This window comes from Phycisphaeraceae bacterium, from assembly GCA_019636735.1.
GTDB lineage: Bacteria > Planctomycetota > Phycisphaerae > Phycisphaerales > SM1A02 > VGXK01.
This window is the reverse complement of sequence record JAHBWY010000001.1, coordinates 39,520-56,741: the sequence shown is the minus strand read 5'-3', so window position 1 is coordinate 56,741 and position 17,222 is coordinate 39,520. Positions and strand designations below refer to the sequence as shown.

Below are 17,222 nucleotides of genomic sequence, written 5' to 3'. Positions count from 1 at the left end.
GACTGAGCAGAGGACACCTCGATGGCCGGCGTCAAGCAACCCGCAGACAAGAGTCACTTCATTCTGCCCGACCTCGGCGAAGGTCTCGCCGAGGCGGAGCTCATCAGTTGGAAGGTCAAGCCCGGCGACGCAGTGAAGGAGCAGCAGACGCTCGCGGAGATGCAGACGGACAAGGCGCTCGTTGAAGTGCCCAGTCCGTGGACCGGGGTGATCAGTGAGCTCTGCGGCAAGGAAGGCGAGGTCATCAAGGTCGGTGCGGTGCTCGTTCGCTACGCGGTGGGCGGAGCGAGTGCCAAGAGCAGTGCGCCACTGGCCGGCACGCAGACAAAGCCGTCGGCGGCGCCGGCATCGGCGGCCGCGTCAAGCGCTGCTGCCCGCGCGTCCACGGGAGCCACGCACTCAGCCACGGCGCGCAGCAGCGCAGGATCGGGAGGCCACTCGCGCGGTGGAGCGGCGGTGGCCGCCAGCAATGGCGCCGACGAGGACCAGGGCACGGTGGTCGGCAGCGTGTCGGGCACGCTCTCCGTCAGCGACCGCTTCGCGCGGCGCACACCGGAGTCGGCCGCGGCGGAGACGGCCCGCGGAAAGGCTCTTGCTACACCCGCCGTGCGCCGCATGGCGCGCGAGATGAAGGTGGACATCAGCGCCGTGCCGGCGACCGGTCGCGGCGGTCGAGTGACCGCAAGCGATGTCGCGGCCTTCGCCCGCGGCGGAAGCACCCAGGAGCGCACGGCAGCCGTGTCGGCCCGCAGCAGCGCGCTCGCCGCAGCGCTCCCGCCGGTCGATGCCCAGGGTGTCTCCCAGCGGATTCCCTTCCGCGGAGTGCGCCGCAAGATCGCCGAGGCGCTCGATCGCTCGGTCCGCACGGCCGTGCACTTCACGGCCACCGACGAAGCCGATGTCACCGCACTCGACGGGAAGCGCCGCGAGTACTCGCGCGTGCTCGGCGGCAAGCTCTCGATGCTTCCCTTCGTGATGGCTGCCGTCTGTCGCGGCCTGCGGCTTCACCCGGCGCTCAACGCCAATGTCGATGATGCCAATGCCGAGATCCTGCTCAAGGGCGTCATCAATCTTGGCGTGGCTGTTGACACCGATGCGGGCCTCATGGTCCCCGTGCTGCGAGATGCCGATCGGCTCTCGATCGTGGAGCTTTCCGATGGCGTGAAGAGGCTGGCGGCCCGCTGCCGTGATCGCTCGATCACGCGCGAGGAGAGTCTCGGCGGCACCTTTACCATTTCGAATGTCGGCAGCTACGGCGCCATGTTCGCGACGCCGATCATCAACTATCCCGAGGTGGCGATCCTCGCCGTCGGGCGCGCGAAGGAGCGCGTGCTGGTGAAGGACGGTCGCTTCTACGCCGGGCTGGTCCTGCCGCTCTCGATTTCATGCGATCACCGCGTGGTGGACGGCGCCGAGGCCGCCCGCTTCCTCAACACTGTGGTGAAGCTGCTCGAAGATCCGGGCGACCTGCTCGGCTGAAGCGCCCCCGAAGGTGCGATCACCGCACGGCGCTCTTCTTCGCGGAGCCACTCCGCCGCGAACCAGAGTTCAGCCGTCCCAGGCTTGCGCGCCCCTCGGTCCGCATCGACTCGGGTGTGATGCGTTCGAAGAAGTCCGCCAGGAACGCGATGACCCCGGTCCACCCGGTCTGGTGACTTGCGCCGAGACCCTGGCCCGTGTCCCCATGGAAGTACTCGTAGAAGAGGACGAGGTCGCGCCAGTGAGGGTCGTCGCTGAACTTCTGCAACGAGTCGTTGACAGGCCGCCGGCCGTTCGGTCCGGTGAGGAAGATGGACTCAAGCCGGTGACTGATCTCCCGGGCGATCTCGAAGAGTGTCATGTGCTGCCCCGAACCCGTGGGGCACTCCACCTTGAAGTCATCGCCGAAGTAGCCATACAGGTTGATCAGGCCTCGAATGAGCAGCACATTCACCGGCAGCCAGATGGGGCCGCGCCAGTTGGAGTTCCCGCCGAAGGCCCCGGTCAGGGACTCGGCCGGCTGATACTCCACGCGGAATTCGGTGCCATGCGAGGTGAAGACATAGGGCTGCGACTCGTGGGCCTTGGAGAGCGATCGAATGCCGTACGGACTCAGGAACTCGCGCTCGTCGAGCATGCGCGAAAGGATCCGCCGGAGCTTGGTCTCATTGAGAACCGAGAGCAGGTGTCGCCCAGCCACCCCGGGCTTCTCGAAGGGGTGAATGTTCTCGTGCAGCTCGGGATAGCGCTGCTGAAAGGACCTGATGCGCTCGACCGCCTTCGGCAGATCGCGCAGCGACGACTCCGGAAAGACCGTGCTGGCCATCAGCGGCAGGAGGCCCACCATCGAGCGGAGCTTGAGGCGCTGGGCGCGTCCATCCGGAGTAACGAGCACATCGTAGAAGAAGCCATCGTCTTCATCCCATAGATCGTCGACCTGGTCACCCTTGCGATGCATGGCGCCGGCGATCCAGAAGAAGTGCTCCACGAACTTGCTGACCACTCGTCCATAGGTGGATGGCTCCTCCTCCGAAAGCTCCAGCGCGATCTGGATCATGCAATGGCTGTAGAAGGCCATCCAGGCGGTGCCGTCGGCCTGAAGGAGGTAGCCGCCCGTGGGCAGCGGTGCGCTTCGATCAAAAACGCCGATGTTGTCCAAGCCCAGGAAGCCGCCGCTGAAGAGGCTCCGGCCCTCCGGGTCCTTGCGGTTCACCCACCAGTTGAAGTTCTGAGTGAGCCGCGCAATCGTCGTTTCCAGGAACGCCCGGTCGGGCTTGCCGAGATTCTTCTGACGCATGTACAGGAAGAACGACGCCCAGGCGTGGACAGGTGGATTCACATCGCCGAAGTTCCACTCATATGCTGGCATCTGACCGCCGGGATGCATGTAGTTCTCATCCAGCATGAGCAGGAGCTGCTCCTTCGCGAACTCCGGGTCCACGAGCTGGATTGGCAGCACATGGAACGCCAGGTCCCATGCCGCGTACCAGGGATACTCCCACTTGTCGGGCATGGAGATCACATGCTGGTTGAGCATGTGGAACCACTCGCGATTGCGCACGCTGCGCCGACCGCCCGAGACGGGGTTGGCGCCGTGTTCGTCGAGCCAGCGATCGAGATCGAAGTAGTAGTACTGCTTGCCCCAGAGCATGCCCGCGATCGCCTGCCGCATGACATTGGCGCGATCCTTGGAGAAGCCCTCGGGAATCACCGTCTCATAGAACTCGTCGGCCTCCTTCTCACGAGCGCGCATCGTTGCTTCAAAGTCGGAGAACGGCCTGGATGACGAGCCCGGCGCCTCATCGTTCAAACGCAGTCGAATCACCTTCGACTGGCCCGCAGGAATCTCGACGATGAAGTGCGCGGCAGACTTGGTACCCACGCCTTCGGGATTGACTGTGTCGCGGCGGCCATGCACTAGGCGATCATTGAACGCGTCCTTCACGAAGCGCGTGGCGTTCGGTTGGCCCCAGAGACGCTGCGAGTTGGTCTCGTTCTCCGTGAACAGGAGCTCCGGCGCGCCCTCGCAGTGGAGGTACATCGCGCCGAGCCGCGGGTGATCGGCGGCGATGCACACCGAGCTCGACGACCCCCGCGCCATGCGGAGCGACGGTCTCGGTCCGGCGGGGTTCATCCACCAGTCGTTGCGGAACCAGAGGTGCGGGAGCAGATGGAGCGATGCCGGCTCCGGACCGCGATTGTGCACCGTGATGCGAATGCAGGTGTCCGTGGGCGACGCCTTCGCGAAGTCAACAACGACATCAAAGTAACGATTGTCGTCGAAGACCCCGGTGTCGAGCAGCTCGTACTCCGGCTCGTGGCGCCCGCGCGCACGGTTCTTCTCCACGATCTCCGAGTAAGGGTATGCCCGCTGCGGATACTTGTAGAGCCAGCGCATCCACGAGTGTGTCGGAGTACTGTCAAGATAGAAGTAGTACTCCTTCACATCTTCGCCATGATTGCCCTCGCCATTCGTCAGGCCGAAGAGGCGCTCCTTGATGATCGGATCGCGACCATTCCAGAGGGCGAGCGCCCAGCAGAGCTGCTGCTGATCGTCGCTGTAGCCGGCAAGACCGTCCTCACCCCACTTGTACGCGCGGGAGCGTGCGTGATCGTGCGGAAAGGAGTCCCATGCATTGCCGTCGGAGGAGTAGTCCTCTCGCACGGTTCCCCACTGTCGCTCGCTGAGATAGGGCCCCCAGAGGCGCCATGGGGTCTTTGGATTGGCGGCGCGGGCGAGACGGGTCTCTTCTGCACTCATGGACGGCTCATGTGTCGGAGGCTCGCTTCGAGGTCCGCAGACCAGTGCGCCGACGCCGGCGCACCAGCGATCTGCCGGTAGTTGCCTCCTGCGACTCCGTCGGGGGTCAGTGTAGCGCCGTGCAGATCGAGATTCGTGCCGCCAATCGCGCGGGTTCTCAATCGGAATGCGCCGATCGCGTCCGTCCCCCGGACACCCGGCGCGTCGACCCACCGAACCGCGGGCGAGCCATCGACCGATTCTCACCAGTTCACCGACCGATCCCAGCGCGAGGGCAGCGATTGTGCCCTAGACTCCGCGCCGTGGTCGGAGGTCGGGATCCCCGGATGCTTGACGGTCGCGCCAGACGAATCCTCGGTGGAGTGGCTCGCGTGCCGGGCGTTCCCGGCGGGCTCTTGGCGCTGCTTCTGCTGGTAGTCGGCCCCCTCGTCGTGGCCTTGACCGCGGGTACGGCGGCGGCGGATTCGAGCGGTCCTGGCGCCGGCGCATCCACGACGGTGTGCGCACCGGGCGTGCTGGGGGGACCGCCGACCAGCGGTGCGGGCGTCACAAGCATCTTCGGCGCCGACTCTCCCCCTGCGGAGTCGATCCGTCACCTGGCATGGCTCGTCCTCGGGATCTGCGCCGCCATCTTCGTGGTCGTCGAGGCGCTCCTCTTTGTGGCTGTCGTGCGCTTCCGCCGCAGGAAGCGCGAGGCGGCGCTGGCCGGCGAGCCCGAGCCGACCCAGCTTTATGGCTCGAATCCAATCGAGCTGGCCTGGACGGTCGTTCCGCTCCTCATCGTCTTTGTGCTCGGGCTCGTCACCATCAGGACCATCCGGGAAGTGCAGCTCACCGAGCCGCCCGAAGGCGCTCTGCGAGTGCAGGTCATCGGCCATCAGTGGTGGTGGGAGTACCGCTTCCCCGATGAGCTCGGAAACGGGCGCGAAGTGGTCACCGCCAACGAACTCGTCGTGCCCGTGGGGCGGCCCGTCTGGCTCGAGCTCGAGTCAGCCGATGTGATCCACAGTTGGTGGGTTCCCCGTCTCGCCGGGAAGACTGACTGCATTCCCGGTCGGACGAATGTCACATGGTTCAAGGCTCGTCGCCCGGGTCTCTACCTCGGGCAGTGCGCCGAGTATTGCGGAACACAGCACGCGAACATGCTGCTGCGCGTGACGGCGGTGGAGCCCGATGCCTTCCGCGAGTGGCTCGAGCAACAGGCGTCGCCAGCGGTGGTGGACCCCGCCGTCGATGAAGGTCGGCGCCTCTTTGCTGGATTCGCCTGCCTGAACTGCCATGCGATCGATGGTGTGAGCGCCGGGATGTTCGGTCCGAATCTCACGCATCTCGCGAGCCGCGAGACGATCGGATCGGGCATTCTGCCGCTGACCCGCGACACGCTTCGCGCGTGGATCGATGACCCGCAGAAGCTCAAGATCGGCTGCAACATGCCCTCTTTGAAGCTCGATGACCGAGAGCTCGACCTGATCACCGACTATCTGCTGACCCTTCGATGATCCGATGATCTACAGCCCCGCTGCCCCAACGACTCGCTGACCCGCTGACTCGCTGACACCACCGCCCACCCACCGATGAGCACACTCTCCACAGGTCACGGTGCAAGCACTCCAGCCGGGGGAGGGTCTGTTCCCGACACGCGTCGACCGGGCGCCGCGCGCGACTCCGGGCGTGTCGACCTGATGGCGCGGCTGCATGAATGGACGGTGACCGTCGATCACAAGCGACTCGGCATCCTCTATGTCGCGTCGGGGCTCTTCTTCTTCGTGATTGCGGGCATCCAGGCGACGCTCATGCGTCTCCAGTTGGTCGTCCCGGTCAACGACTTCCTGACGCCGGACACCTTCAACCGGCTCTTCACCATGCACGGCACCACCATGGTCTTCCTGGTGGGCATGCCGGTGCTGCTCGGCATCGCGAACTTCCTCGTTCCGCTCATGATCGGAGCGCGGGACATGGCCTTCCCGCGACTCAACGCCTTCGGCTTCTGGCTCTTCCTCTTCGGCGGGCTGCTTCTCTACTACAGCTACATCGGATCGGCGGGTCTCTATGGCGCCGGAAGCACGCCAGATGCCGGGTGGTTCATGTACGCGCCGCTCACCACGCGCAGCTTCAGTCGCGGCAATGCGACCGACTACTGGATCCTCGGCATCATGGTCAGCGGCTTCGGCAGCATGACCACCGCAGTGAATCTCGTCGCCACGATCTTCTCGATGCGCTGCCCCGGCATGACGCTCATGCGCATGCCGCTGCTCGTGTGGATGATGATCGTCGTCGCGGTGCTCATCCTGGCCGTCATGCCCGTGCTGACCGCGGCGCAGGTGATGCTGCTCTTCGATCGCTCACTCGGGGCGCACTTCTTCAATCCGCAGCAGGAGGGGTCGGCGCTGCTCTGGCAGCATCTCTTCTGGTTCTTCGGACATCCCGAGGTGTACATCCTCATCCTGCCCGCATTCGGCTTCATCAGCGAGATCATCCCGGTCTTCAGCCGCAAGGTGATCTTCGGCTATCCGCTCATGGTCGCGGCGACGGTGGCCATCTGCTTCATTTCGCTTGGGGTCTGGGCCCACCACATGTTCGTGGCGGGTTTGAGCCCCTTCCTCAATGCACTCTTCGCGGCGAGCACCTTCCTGATCTCCGTTCCCACCGGCATCAAGATCTTCAACTGGATCGGCACCATGTGGGGAGGTCGCATCCGCTTCGATGTCCCGATGCTCTTCGCCACGGGGTTCCTGGCGCTCTTCGTCTTCGGTGGGCTGACCGGCATCATGCTCGCCGTGGTGCCCTTCGACTGGCAGTTGTCGGACACCTACTTCGTGGTGGGGCACTTCCACTATGTCCTGATCGGCGGCACGCTCTTCGGCATCTTTGGCGCGATCTTCTACTGGTTCCCCAAGGCCTTCGGGTGCAAGCTCGATGAGCGCCTCGGCAAGTGGACCTTCTGGATCTTCCTCATCGGCTTCACGCTCACCTTCTTCCCGATGCACATCTCGGGCATGCTGGGCATGCCGCGTCGCATCTACACCTATCAGCCCGATCGCGGGTGGGAACTCTGGAACCTGATCTCGACGATCGGCGTGCCGCTCCAGATCGCCGGCGTCTCGATCCTCGTCTGGAACATCATCCGCACGCTGCGGCGCGGCGAGCCATGCGGTGATGATCCGTGGGATGCGTGGACGCTCGAGTGGGCGACCACCAGCCCGCCGCCAGAGTGGAACTTCCACGAGGTTCCCGTCTGCACCAGTCGTCGGCCACTGTGGGATCGCAAGCATCCCGAGGATCCCGATGAGCACTATGAGTGACCCTGCCCGCCATCACGAAAGTGCAACGCCGGTGTCAAGGGAAGCCGTGCGCTCGTCGCCTCGGCCGGACCACGGATCTGCGGGGGGTGGGGCCGGGGGCGGAGCCGCACTCGTCGCCGATGGTGCCTGGAGACCCGCTCGCGGGCGCGTGGGCGTGGCGTGCCTCATCTTCTCCGAAAGCGCCTTCTTCTGTGCGTTCATTGTCGCGTACCTCTATTACATCGGGCGCGATCGCAGCGGACCCACGCCGTGGCAGGTGCTCGAACTTCCGCCGGTCCTCGTGAACAGCGTGGCGCTTCTCTCTTCGAGCGCGACCATCGTGATGGCGCTCCACGCGCTGCGGCGCGGCGCGATCCAGCAATTCCGACTCTGGCTGCTGGCGACCATCCTGCTGGGCGCCTACTTCCTCTATGGAACAGGCGTCGAGTGGAACGGCCTCATTCGAGATCACCAGCTCACCATCGCGACCAATCTCTTCGGCACCACCTTCTATTCACTGGTGGGCTTCCACGCCTTCCATGTGACGGTGGGCCTGCTGTTGCTCTCGCTCACGCTGGTGCTCTCCCTGCTGGGTCATGTGAAGCCCGAGCGTGACCACGGACGAGTTGATCTGCTGAGCTGGTACTGGCACTTCGTGGATGTCGTCTGGATCTTTGTCTTCTTCACGGTCTATATCGTGGGTCGTCAGCCACCCGGGGGAGCGACATGAGCCACGCACCCCGAGGCGCGAACAAGGGCGAGGCATTCGAGATGCCGTACTCGCATGCGATCCCGAAGCCGACCGGCGCACCAATGGTGGCGGCGGCAGGCATCACCTTGATCTTTGCGGGGCTGGTCACGAACTGGCTGGTCACCGCCGTCGGTGTCGTGATGGCGCTCGGTGGCGCGGTGGCATGGTTCCGGCATGTCTTCCCCGACGAGCAGATGGAGCCGATTCCGCAGCGCGCCATCACCGGCGACGCTGATGCGGCATCGGATGCAGGCGCGTCGCGCGGTGGGTCGGTCGCGCTCTCCTCGCCGCAGGGCGCGCTCGATCGCGAGGCCCTGCACCAGCTCCACCACGGACCCCGTCGCCTGGCGCTTCCACTTGAGATTCACCCCTATCGCACCGGCATCTACGGCGGGCTCGCGGGCGGCGCAGCCATGGCGTTCGTCGCCTGCCTCTGGGGCATCGTGATGGAAGGCAGCGTCTGGCTGCCCATCAATCTCCTCGCGGGCATCTTCATTCCCGGCATCGAGAACGCACCGGTCGAGGCGTTGCGCGAAGTGAACGCGGGGTGGCTCCTGACTGCCGCGATCATTCACACGATCGGGAGTCTCTTCATCGGGCTTCTCTACACGGTCGCCCTGCCGATGATGCCGAGGCGACCGATCCTCTTCGGCGGGATCCTTGCACCGGTCTTCTGGACGGGTCTCATCTGGGCTTCGCTTGGCATTGTGAACCCGGCGCTTGAGAAGTACATCAGTTGGCCCTGGTTCATCGCCAGCCAGTTCGCCTTCGGTCTCGTCGCAGGCCTCGTGATTTCGCGCTTCAATCGCGTGCCGACCATGCAGTTCCTTTCGCTGCCGGAACGCCTCGGCGTCGAGGCGACGAATGCGAGCTCTGAGGAGCAATCACGGTGACGCGGCGCGTGATGAGAGCCCCTCGAGCCGAAGTGCGTGCCGTGGTCGGCCGGGCGCTTCGCAGCACCGGCATCGCGGGCGCGCTTGCCGTGATTGCCATGGGCGCCGCATGCGATCGCGTGCCGCTGACTTGGAATCCACCACCGCCCCCGGGCATCGACACGCCCGCCGGGTTCGCGCGCCTCTGGGGCACGAACTGCGCCGGATGTCATGGCGCCAACGGCGATCTTGGTCCCGCTCGACCGATGCGCGATCCGCTCTACCTCGCCAGCGTGAGTGACGCCGAACTCACGAGCGCGATCGCCGAGGGCTCACCCGCCGGCACACTCATGCCCGCCTTCGCGCAGCATCTCGGCGGTGCGCTCTCGCCGCCGGAGATCGAGGCCATCGTCTCCGGCATGCGTCGAGCGTGGGGCGCACCGAGTGCGAAGCCGTCGCCAATTCCCTACAGCGCCCCCATCACCGCCGGTCAGCCGGCGCGCGGCGCCGCGATCTTCGCGCGATCGTGCACCTCCTGCCACGCCGAGGGTGAAGTGACCGACCCCTTCTATCTCCAGTTGGTCAGCGACCAGGCTCTCCGCAGCGCGATCATCTTCGGGCGGCCCGACCTTGGAAAGCCCGGCGCCGCGGGTCCCTTTCCCGGGCGCCCTTCCGACGAGGCGCTCACGCCGCCGGATGTTGATGACCTTGTCGCGTGGCTTGCGCAGCAGCGCCGCGAGAACTGGCCCCCGGCTGGCATTCGTCGCGGAGGCCGCCCGTGAAGACTCTCCTCATGGCGCCAATGGCCACGCGATTTCCGTCTGCTCCTGACGAGACGCTCCCATGAACGAAACGCCCAAACCTCAACGCTGCTGCGATGGTCGCGAGCCGAGCGCCGGTCGACACGCTGACCTCCGCATTCATGGCGAAGCAAGCGGCCCATCGGGAAGCGCTGGCACGCCGAAGAGCGCTCGCGCCGGTGATGACACCGCGCGCGGCGCAGCGGGTGATCGTCGCGGCTTCCTCTTTGGCGCCGGAGCGGCCCTCATGGGCATTGGTGGACTGCTCGCGGCGATCCCGATCGTGGGCACGCTCTTCGCTCCCGCACGGCGCGGCAACCCCATGCGCTGGACTGACCTCGGCCCCGTCGATCAGTTCCCAGCAGGCACCACGCGCCTGGCGACTTTCACCAGCCCCAACGCTGCACCCACCGACGGCGAAACAGCCCGCGACGCTTGCTGGGTGCGCAGCCTCGGCGATGATCGCTTCCAGGTCTTCTATGTGAACTGTGCGCACCTCGGTTGCCCGGTGCGCTGGTTCGAGCAGAGCCGCCTCTTCATGTGCCCCTGCCATGGCGGCGTCTACTACGAAGATGGCTCGCGCGCGAGTGGTCCGCCACCACGCGGCCTCTTCACTCACCAATGGCGCGTGACCAACGGTCGGCTCGAGATTCTGGCGGGCCTTCTTCCCGGGCTTGAGGAGAAGACCTGAATGGGCCTTCTTCGGCGCATCCGCACATGGTTCGAGGATCGCTCCGGCGCTTCGGCGTTGATCGGTCCTGTGATGACCCACCGGGTCCCTCGCAGCGCGAAGTGGTGGTATGTCTTCGGCAGCGCGACGCTCATGTTCTTCCTGATCCAGATCGCGACGGGCATCATGCTCGCCACGCTCTATGTGCCGAGCGCTGCCGAGGCCTATGACAGCCTCCGCTACATCGACGAGGAAGTCCCCTTCGGCTGGATGGTCCGCGCGATCCATGGCTGGTCGAGCAACGCCATGGTGCTGATGATGCTGGTGCATCTCTCGCAGGTCTTCCTGCACGGGGCGTACAAGTATCCGCGCGAACTCACCTGGATGGTCGGCGTGCTGCTCATGGTGTGCACGCTGGCGCTTGCCTTCACCGGGCAGGTGATGCGCTTCGATCAGGATGCCTATTGGGGACTCGGCATCGGGGCATCGATCGTCGATCGGGTTCCCGTCTTCGGGAATGAACTTCGAGCCATCATGCTTGGGGGGCCGATCATCGCCGGCGCGACGCTCTCGCGCTTCTTCGCGCTGCATGTCTTCGTGCTTCCGGGTTTGACCATCGTGCTGGTGGGCTTGCACATGATGCTCATCCTGCGCCACGGCATCAGCGAAATGCCCAAGCCCGGCGAAGTGGTGGACCCTGCCACTTACAAGCCCGCATACGAGGAGCGCATCCACCGCACGGGAGTGCCCTTCTTCCCCGACGCGGCGCGCCGCGACATGGTCTTCTGCGGGCTTGCACTGCTGGTGATGCTCGGACTCGCCGCGTGGTTCGGTCCCTTCGGACCCGGCGGTGTTCCTGACCCGACGATCATCGACACCAATCCGCGGCCGGACTTCTTCTTCCTCTGGATCTTCGCGGCGCTGGCACTGCTGCCGCCAGCCGTGGAGACGCCGCTCCTCATCATCGGACCGCCGGTGCTGCTGCTCGCGATGCTGCTGATTCCGATCATGGCGTCGCGCGGGGAGCGAGCGCCATCACGACGGCCGCTGGTGGTGGTCCTCTTCGCCGTCATCGTCACGGGTCTCGTGACGCTCTCATGGTTGGGAGTGACCAGTCCATGGTCGCCCCAGATGGATGGGTGGACCAGCGCTCCGGTTCCGGCGGAGTTCGTGCGTGGCAGAACGCCGCTCGAACTTCAAGGCGCCACGATGATCCAGTTCGCGCAGTGCCGCAACTGCCATTCACTTGGTGGCCTCGGCGGTGAGCGCGGACCGGCGCTTGATCGAGTGGCGACGCGCCTCTCGTGGGACCAACTTGTTCGTCAGGTGCAGCAGGGTGGCGGCAACATGCCCGCGTACGGCAAGACGCTCACGAGCGCGCAGACCGAGGCGATTGTTGCGTTTCTCGCCACGCTGCGCCCCGATCATGTGCCGGCGAGCGAGATTCCCGGCGCTCTCGAAGTCTCCCCAGGCCGCGATCAGCCACCGATGGCGACGCCTGATGCGCCCGAGCCTGCTCGAGGCTTCCAATGATTCCCTGACGGCGCGCCCGACCTCGCGGTCGCACCGCTGATCTCACCGCCATCGGCCGATCGCATGCGAGAAGGAGTGCTCGAATCATGGACCTTCGATCCGTGGCTCGCCGCGGCGCTGGGCGTGATGGCGCTCCTCTATCTGCGCGGGGCGGTGCGTTGGCGTGAGCGGTCGTTCAATGCACGCGCCGGTGGATGGTGGAAGGCGGCGCCGGCGCTTCATCGCGGTGTGACCACGGGTCGCCTCGCGTGCTATTTCGGCGGTCTTCTCGCGATCTGGATCGCGCTCGCCTCACCTGTCGAGGCATTCGCGCCGCTCCTGCTTTCGGCCCACATGGTTCAGCACATGCTGCTGACGATGGTGGCGGCTCCGCTGCTCCTGATGGGAGAGCCCTTCCTGCCGCTGGTGCGTGGACTTCCTGCAGGCGTTCGTCGCGAAGCGATCGGTCCGTTCCTCGCCTCGCGCGGAGTGCGCCGGGTAGGTCGCACCCTGACCCATCCCATTCCCGCGTGGCTCATCTTCAACCTCCTGCTTGTCGCCTGGCACTTGCCGCCAACCTATGAGCTCGCGCTACAAGATCCATTCTGGCATCGCCTCGAACACATGACGCTGCTCGGGGGCGCACTCCTCTTCTGGTGGCCGGTGGTGGCGCCGGCGCCGAGCCGAGCTGTCTGGCCGCGCTGGGCGATGGTGCCCTATCTGCTGGTGGCGGATCTCGTGAACACGGTCATCGCGGCCACCTTCGCCTTCGCGCCGCGCGTGATCTACGAGACCTACGCCGCGACGGCGCCGGCTCTCGGCGTTGATGCGCTGCGCGATCAGGCCGCGGCAGGTGCAATCATGTGGGTCCCCGGCTCGATCGCGTACCTGGTTCCCGCCGCCATCATCCTCGTCAAGGTGATGAGACCGAAGGCGTGGCAACCGCCACCGGTGACCGTCTCGTTGCCGCAGCTTGTGCCCATGCGCGCCGCGCCCCGCGCTCCTGCGCGTCGCTTCGATCTTCTGCGCGTTCCGATCGTGGGTCCCCTCCTCGCCCGTCGCGGCGTGCGCCTTGCGCTTCGGGCAGTCATGCTCCTGCTCGCTGTCGCCATCGTGGTGGATGGCTTCCTCGGACCGCGCGAGGCGCCTCTCAACATGGCGGGCACACTGCCGTGGACCCATTGGCGCGGCGTGGCGGTGCTGCTGCTCCTGGTCGGTGGGAACTTCCTCTGCATGAGCTGCCCGTTCATCCTGCCGAGGATGATGGCCAGGAAGTTCGTCCGCCTGTTCGGAGCAGGTCCCGATGCAGCGGCGGCGCGATCGGGAACGGTGCTCGGCATGTCGCTCGGCGCGGTGCCCGCGGCACTGCGACGACTTCTCCCGGATCGCTCGTCAAAGTCCACTCGCTCACGCTGGCCTCGCGCGCTGCGCAGCAAGTGGCTCGCCGTCGCGCTGGTTTTGGCGTGGCTCATCACCTACGAGGCGTTCGACCTCTGGGCGAGCCCATTCGCGACGGCGTGGGTGATCGTCGGCTACTTCAGCGCCGCGTTCCTCGTGGACACGCTCGCTCGAGGCGGTGCCTTCTGCAAATGGGTCTGCCCGCTGGGGCAGTTCCACTTCGCGCAGAGCACCCTGTCGCCGTTGACAGTGGCGGTGCGCGAACCCGCACGCTGCGCGGAGTGCACCACGCACGAGTGCATTCGAGGGAGCGCCACCCACAACGGCTGCGAGCTCGATCTCTTCCTGCCGCGCAAGAGCGGGAACCTTGACTGCACCCTCTGCCTCGATTGCGTCGATGCCTGTCCGCACGACAACATCGGAGTCATGCTGCAACCCATCGGAGGAGAGCTCCGCGGCGATGAATGGCGATCGAGCCTCGGACGGCTCTCGAGACGGACCGACCTCGCGCTGCTGCTGTTGGTGCTCTCAGCGGGAGCCGTGGCGAACGCGGCGGGCATGACCGGCCCGGTGCTCGAGTTCATCGCGAGTCTGTCGACCACGACCGGCCTGCCGCGGGCGGTGGCCGCCATCGCCGTCGTCGCGCTCATGCTCGCGCTGCCGGTGGCCCTCGCGCTCCTCGCGGCGGCCATCACCAGCGTCGGTCGCCGGTTGCGCTCGGGTCGAAGCGATCGGGTCAGCGACGGCGACACACGCATCGAGCGCGCCGCGCCGCGCTTCCGGGAGTCGCTGACCGCCATCTCGATAGCGACACTACCGATCGGCGCAGCCACCTGGCTCGCGCACTTCCTCTTTCACTTCATCACGAGCTGGCAGACGGCGACTCCCGTGGTGGTCCGCGCCATGGGTGACCTCGGCCTCACAACTCAGGAACCCGCGTGGTCAGACGCCTGCTGCGCTCACGCGCCGGAGTGGCTTCTTCCCGCGAATCTGCTTGCGCTCTCCGTGGGCATGGCGCTCTCCCTCTGGACGCTCGCGCGGCGTCTCGAGTGGTCGGTGCTTGACCAGCGCGAGCATGCCATGGTCACCACGGGATCGCCGCTCTCATGGTGGCGACATGTGCCGGGAGCGCTGCTTCTCTTCCTGATGTGGATGGTCGCAGTGTGGGTCTTCTTCCAGCCGATGGACATGCGCGGAACTCTCGGCTTCGAGGTGATGCCATGAGCCGCCGCCTGCGCCGTGGTCGAAGCCGCGCGGGGCGACCGCGACTTCGCGGGTTGCGGACCCTTCTCGGAGGTCGTGGCGCCCTCGGTGGTGCGCTGGTGCCGCTGATCGTGTTGGTCGCGTTCGTCCTGACGCGCGTTGTGCGGGCCGATGGTGGAGTCGCCGCGGATGCGCGTCGTGATGGTGCGATGCATGCCGTTGCCTTCGTGCAGCCGATGGTGCCGAGAGTGGGCGTGATCGATGTCAGCGTGCTCCTCTCCCCCACGCCACCAGAGTCACTGCATGGGCCGCTCATCCGCGCGACCCACCTGGAGAGCGGCATCGAGCGCTTGGAAGTCGCAACGCCCGCTCATCAGGGCAATCGACTGCTTCGCTCGGCGCTGATCGCACTTCCGCGTGCCGGCCGATGGCGCATCGAGGTCGAGGCCCTTCACGCGTCCGCGCCTCAGGAGGTCGTGACAAACACTGCCCGAACCGAGCGTGTCGCTCCACAGCATGACCCGGCGTCGCCCGCGCCAGACGACACGGCCCCCCGCGCCATCGCAGTACCCCCCGCCGTGACCTGGCCCTCGCTCCGCTTTGAGATTGAAGTCGCGCCGGAGCTTCCCTCGTGGCGCTCGCAGTGGCCTTGGCTTCTCGCGTGGATTCCACTCACGGTGCTCCTCCTCTGGCGCGATCGACTGATTCAAGGTCGATGGCGCCCCCGACCAGCCGAGCGCTCCACCCTCACCGCCGCGAGCCGGCGCATGTCATGACGGTTGATCCGCTCGTGCAGCCTCGAACACCCCGGCCCCAAGTGACCAATCCCGGGGCGCCAGGCCCATTCCTGGACCCTTCCCGGCCGGGCTCACGCATCCTTCACGAACCGCCGATGAACGGGTGGAGTACCCTGCTTCCCCCTCGCGGCCGGGTGGCCGTGAGAGGGTGGCGATGAGCACCCGCGGACCCGCCGACCGGTCTCCTCGCTCCACCCTGCCAGCGACGCACCTGATTTCCAAGGATCTCGAATGAGCCCCGCGACTGCGAAGCGAACCCTCAAGTCCTCACCGAGCGCGACCCCGACCACACCGAAGGCCGCGCGCCTGAGTGGTCCCGCCGCCGAGTTGATGAAGAAGCTCGAATCCCGAACCGCCGTCATCGGCGTTGTGGGGCTGGGCTATGTGGGCCTTCCGCTCATTCGTGCAATCCGCGACGGTGGCTTCCCGGTCATCGGCTACGACATCGATCAGCGGAAGATCGACGACCTTGAAGCGGGCCGCGCGTACATCCAGCACCTCGGCCCCACCTTCTTCAAGGATCTCTCGAAGGATCGGAAGTTCCGCGCCACGGCCAATCCTGCGTTGCTCGAAGAGGCCGACGCCATTCTCCTGTGTGTACCGACGCCGCTCGGTCGCCATCGGGAGCCCGATCTCTCGTTTGTTCTCAACTCGACTGAGATGGTCTCGAAGGTGCTGCGCCGAGGTCAGCTCGTGGTCCTTGAGAGCACCACCTATCCCGGCACGACGCGCGACGAGATGCTGCCCATCCTCGAAGCGAGCGAGCGCGGCCGGAACCTGGTGCATGGGCGGGACTACTTCCTTGCATTCAGCCCCGAGCGCGAGGATCCGGGCTCCGTTGGCCGCACGGCGGCGGTGATTCCGAAGCTCGTCGGCGGACTCGACGATGTCGCGACCGACCTCGCCATGGCCCTTTACAGCCGCGTCGTCAAGACGGCGCATCGCGTGTCGAGCGCCGAGATTGCCGAAAGCGCCAAGCTGCTTGAGAACATCTTCCGCGCGGTGAACATTGCGCTCGTCAACGAGATGAAGGTCGTGCTTGCGGAGATGGGCATCGATGTCTGGGAGGTGATCTCCGCCGCCAGCACCAAGCCCTTCGGATTCATGCCCTTCTATCCGGGCCCCGGCCTCGGCGGTCACTGCATTCCGCTCGATCCCTTCTACCTCTCGTGGAAGGCGCGCGAGGTGGGTCGCAACACCCGCTTCATCGAGCTCGCCGGCGAAGTCAACAGCGCCATGCCGCACTATGTGATTGAGCGCGTGCAGCACGCCCTGAACGAAGATGGCAAGAGCCTCTCGAACTCGAAGATCCTGGTGCTCGGCATCGCCTACAAGAAGAACATCGATGACATCCGCGAGAGTCCGGCGGCGGAGATCATCGAGCTGCTCCGCGATCGTGGGGCGACCGTGAACTACCACGACCCGCACATGGCCGTCTTCCCATCGATGCGCAAGCACCGAATTGACCTCAAGAGCAAGCCACTCACCGCAGCCACGCTGAAGGCACACGACTGCGCGCTGATCATCACCGACCACGACGCCGTGGACTACGGCCTCGTCGGCAAGGCTTCGAAGCTGATCGTGGACACTCGGAACGCGATGCTCCGCGTGCCCGCCCGACAGATGCGGGCCCGGCTGGTGAAGGCCTAGGCGGCTCTCCGAAGGCAAGTTCCTGCGGACGGGTGCGGCGAAACTCCG

At 65.9% G+C, this 17,222-nt stretch carries 12 protein-coding genes; 11 read left to right on the top strand and 1 reads right to left on the bottom strand.

The features are described 5' to 3' along the window. Positions 1 to 21 precede the first annotated feature (21 nt). Positions 22 to 1,479: a 2-oxo acid dehydrogenase subunit E2 gene (locus KF724_00215; protein ID MBX3354103.1), complete on the top strand. Its 1,458-nt coding sequence runs from the start codon at positions 22 to 24 to the stop codon at positions 1,477 to 1,479. 19 nt (positions 1,480 to 1,498) lie between these two features. Here KF724_00215 and KF724_00210 read toward each other — a convergent pair whose 3' ends face one another. Beyond that, a complete protein-coding gene (locus KF724_00210) occupies positions 1,499 to 4,240 on the bottom strand; it encodes a glucosidase (GenBank protein ID MBX3354102.1) in 2,742 nt (913 codons plus the stop codon). 326 nt (positions 4,241 to 4,566) lie between these two features. Here KF724_00210 and coxB point away from each other — a divergent pair, with 326 nt between their 5' ends. The 10 genes from coxB (at position 4,567) to KF724_00160 (ending at position 17,174) form a co-directional block, all read left to right on the top strand. Next, on the top strand, positions 4,567 to 5,739 hold the full coding sequence (gene coxB / locus KF724_00205; GenBank protein MBX3354101.1) for a cytochrome c oxidase subunit II: 1,173 nt from the start codon (positions 4,567 to 4,569) through the stop codon (positions 5,737 to 5,739). Between the two features lie 75 nt (positions 5,740 to 5,814). Next, a complete protein-coding gene (gene ctaD / locus KF724_00200) occupies positions 5,815 to 7,542 on the top strand; it encodes a cytochrome c oxidase subunit I (protein ID MBX3354100.1) in 1,728 nt (575 codons plus the stop codon). Further along, positions 7,526 to 8,251, top strand: coding sequence for a heme-copper oxidase subunit III (locus KF724_00195; GenBank protein ID MBX3354099.1), 726 nt, complete (start codon positions 7,526 to 7,528; stop codon positions 8,249 to 8,251). Before ctaD ends, KF724_00195 begins: the two co-directional genes overlap by 17 nt. Continuing rightward, positions 8,248 to 9,165 (top strand): hypothetical protein, encoded by a 918-nt coding sequence (locus KF724_00190; GenBank protein ID MBX3354098.1) that lies wholly within the window; start codon positions 8,248 to 8,250, stop codon positions 9,163 to 9,165. The genes KF724_00195 and KF724_00190 overlap by 4 nt, the downstream gene beginning before the upstream one ends. Before the next feature lie 11 nt (positions 9,166 to 9,176). Further along, the gene (locus KF724_00185) at positions 9,177 to 9,926 is read left to right on the top strand and encodes a c-type cytochrome (GenBank protein MBX3354097.1); all 750 of its coding nucleotides are present in this window, start codon (positions 9,177 to 9,179) and stop codon (positions 9,924 to 9,926) included. A 61-nt stretch (positions 9,927 to 9,987) separates the two neighbouring features. Then, the gene (locus tag KF724_00180) at positions 9,988 to 10,635 is read left to right on the top strand and encodes a Rieske 2Fe-2S domain-containing protein (GenBank protein MBX3354096.1); all 648 of its coding nucleotides are present in this window, start codon (positions 9,988 to 9,990) and stop codon (positions 10,633 to 10,635) included. Then, positions 10,636 to 12,147 carry a cytochrome b N-terminal domain-containing protein gene (locus tag KF724_00175; GenBank protein ID MBX3354095.1) on the top strand — a complete coding sequence of 504 codons (1,512 nt, stop codon included), beginning with the start codon at positions 10,636 to 10,638 and terminating at the stop codon, positions 12,145 to 12,147. Between the two features lie 63 nt (positions 12,148 to 12,210). Continuing rightward, on the top strand, positions 12,211 to 14,748 hold the full coding sequence (locus tag KF724_00170) for a cytochrome c oxidase assembly protein (protein ID MBX3354094.1): 2,538 nt from the start codon (positions 12,211 to 12,213) through the stop codon (positions 14,746 to 14,748). Continuing rightward, on the top strand, positions 14,745 to 15,503 hold the full coding sequence (locus KF724_00165) for a hypothetical protein (protein MBX3354093.1): 759 nt from the start codon (positions 14,745 to 14,747) through the stop codon (positions 15,501 to 15,503). The genes KF724_00170 and KF724_00165 overlap by 4 nt, the downstream gene beginning before the upstream one ends. A gap of 252 nt (positions 15,504 to 15,755) precedes the next feature. Next, positions 15,756 to 17,174, top strand: coding sequence for a nucleotide sugar dehydrogenase (locus KF724_00160; protein MBX3354092.1), 1,419 nt, complete (start codon positions 15,756 to 15,758; stop codon positions 17,172 to 17,174). Positions 17,175 to 17,222 lie beyond the last annotated feature (48 nt).

Coding starts and splice junctions, on each gene's coding strand:
- KF724_00195 (MBX3354099.1), top strand. CDS start 7,526: ATGAGCACTATGAGTGACCCTGCCCGCCATCACGAAAGTGCAACGCCG.
- KF724_00165 (MBX3354093.1), top strand. CDS start 14,745: ATGAGCCGCCGCCTGCGCCGTGGTCGAAGCCGCGCGGGGCGACCGCGA.
- KF724_00215 (MBX3354103.1), top strand. CDS start 22: ATGGCCGGCGTCAAGCAACCCGCAGACAAGAGTCACTTCATTCTGCCC.
- ctaD (MBX3354100.1), top strand. CDS start 5,815: ATGAGCACACTCTCCACAGGTCACGGTGCAAGCACTCCAGCCGGGGGA.
- KF724_00185 (MBX3354097.1), top strand. CDS start 9,177: ATGAGAGCCCCTCGAGCCGAAGTGCGTGCCGTGGTCGGCCGGGCGCTT.
- coxB (MBX3354101.1), top strand. CDS start 4,567: ATGCTTGACGGTCGCGCCAGACGAATCCTCGGTGGAGTGGCTCGCGTG.
- KF724_00160 (MBX3354092.1), top strand. CDS start 15,756: ATGAGCCCCGCGACTGCGAAGCGAACCCTCAAGTCCTCACCGAGCGCG.
- KF724_00170 (MBX3354094.1), top strand. CDS start 12,211: ATGCGAGAAGGAGTGCTCGAATCATGGACCTTCGATCCGTGGCTCGCC.
- KF724_00210 (MBX3354102.1), bottom strand. CDS start 4,240: ATGAGTGCAGAAGAGACCCGTCTCGCCCGCGCCGCCAATCCAAAGACC.
- KF724_00180 (MBX3354096.1), top strand. CDS start 9,988: ATGAACGAAACGCCCAAACCTCAACGCTGCTGCGATGGTCGCGAGCCG.
- KF724_00175 (MBX3354095.1), top strand. CDS start 10,636: ATGGGCCTTCTTCGGCGCATCCGCACATGGTTCGAGGATCGCTCCGGC.
- KF724_00190 (MBX3354098.1), top strand. CDS start 8,248: ATGAGCCACGCACCCCGAGGCGCGAACAAGGGCGAGGCATTCGAGATG.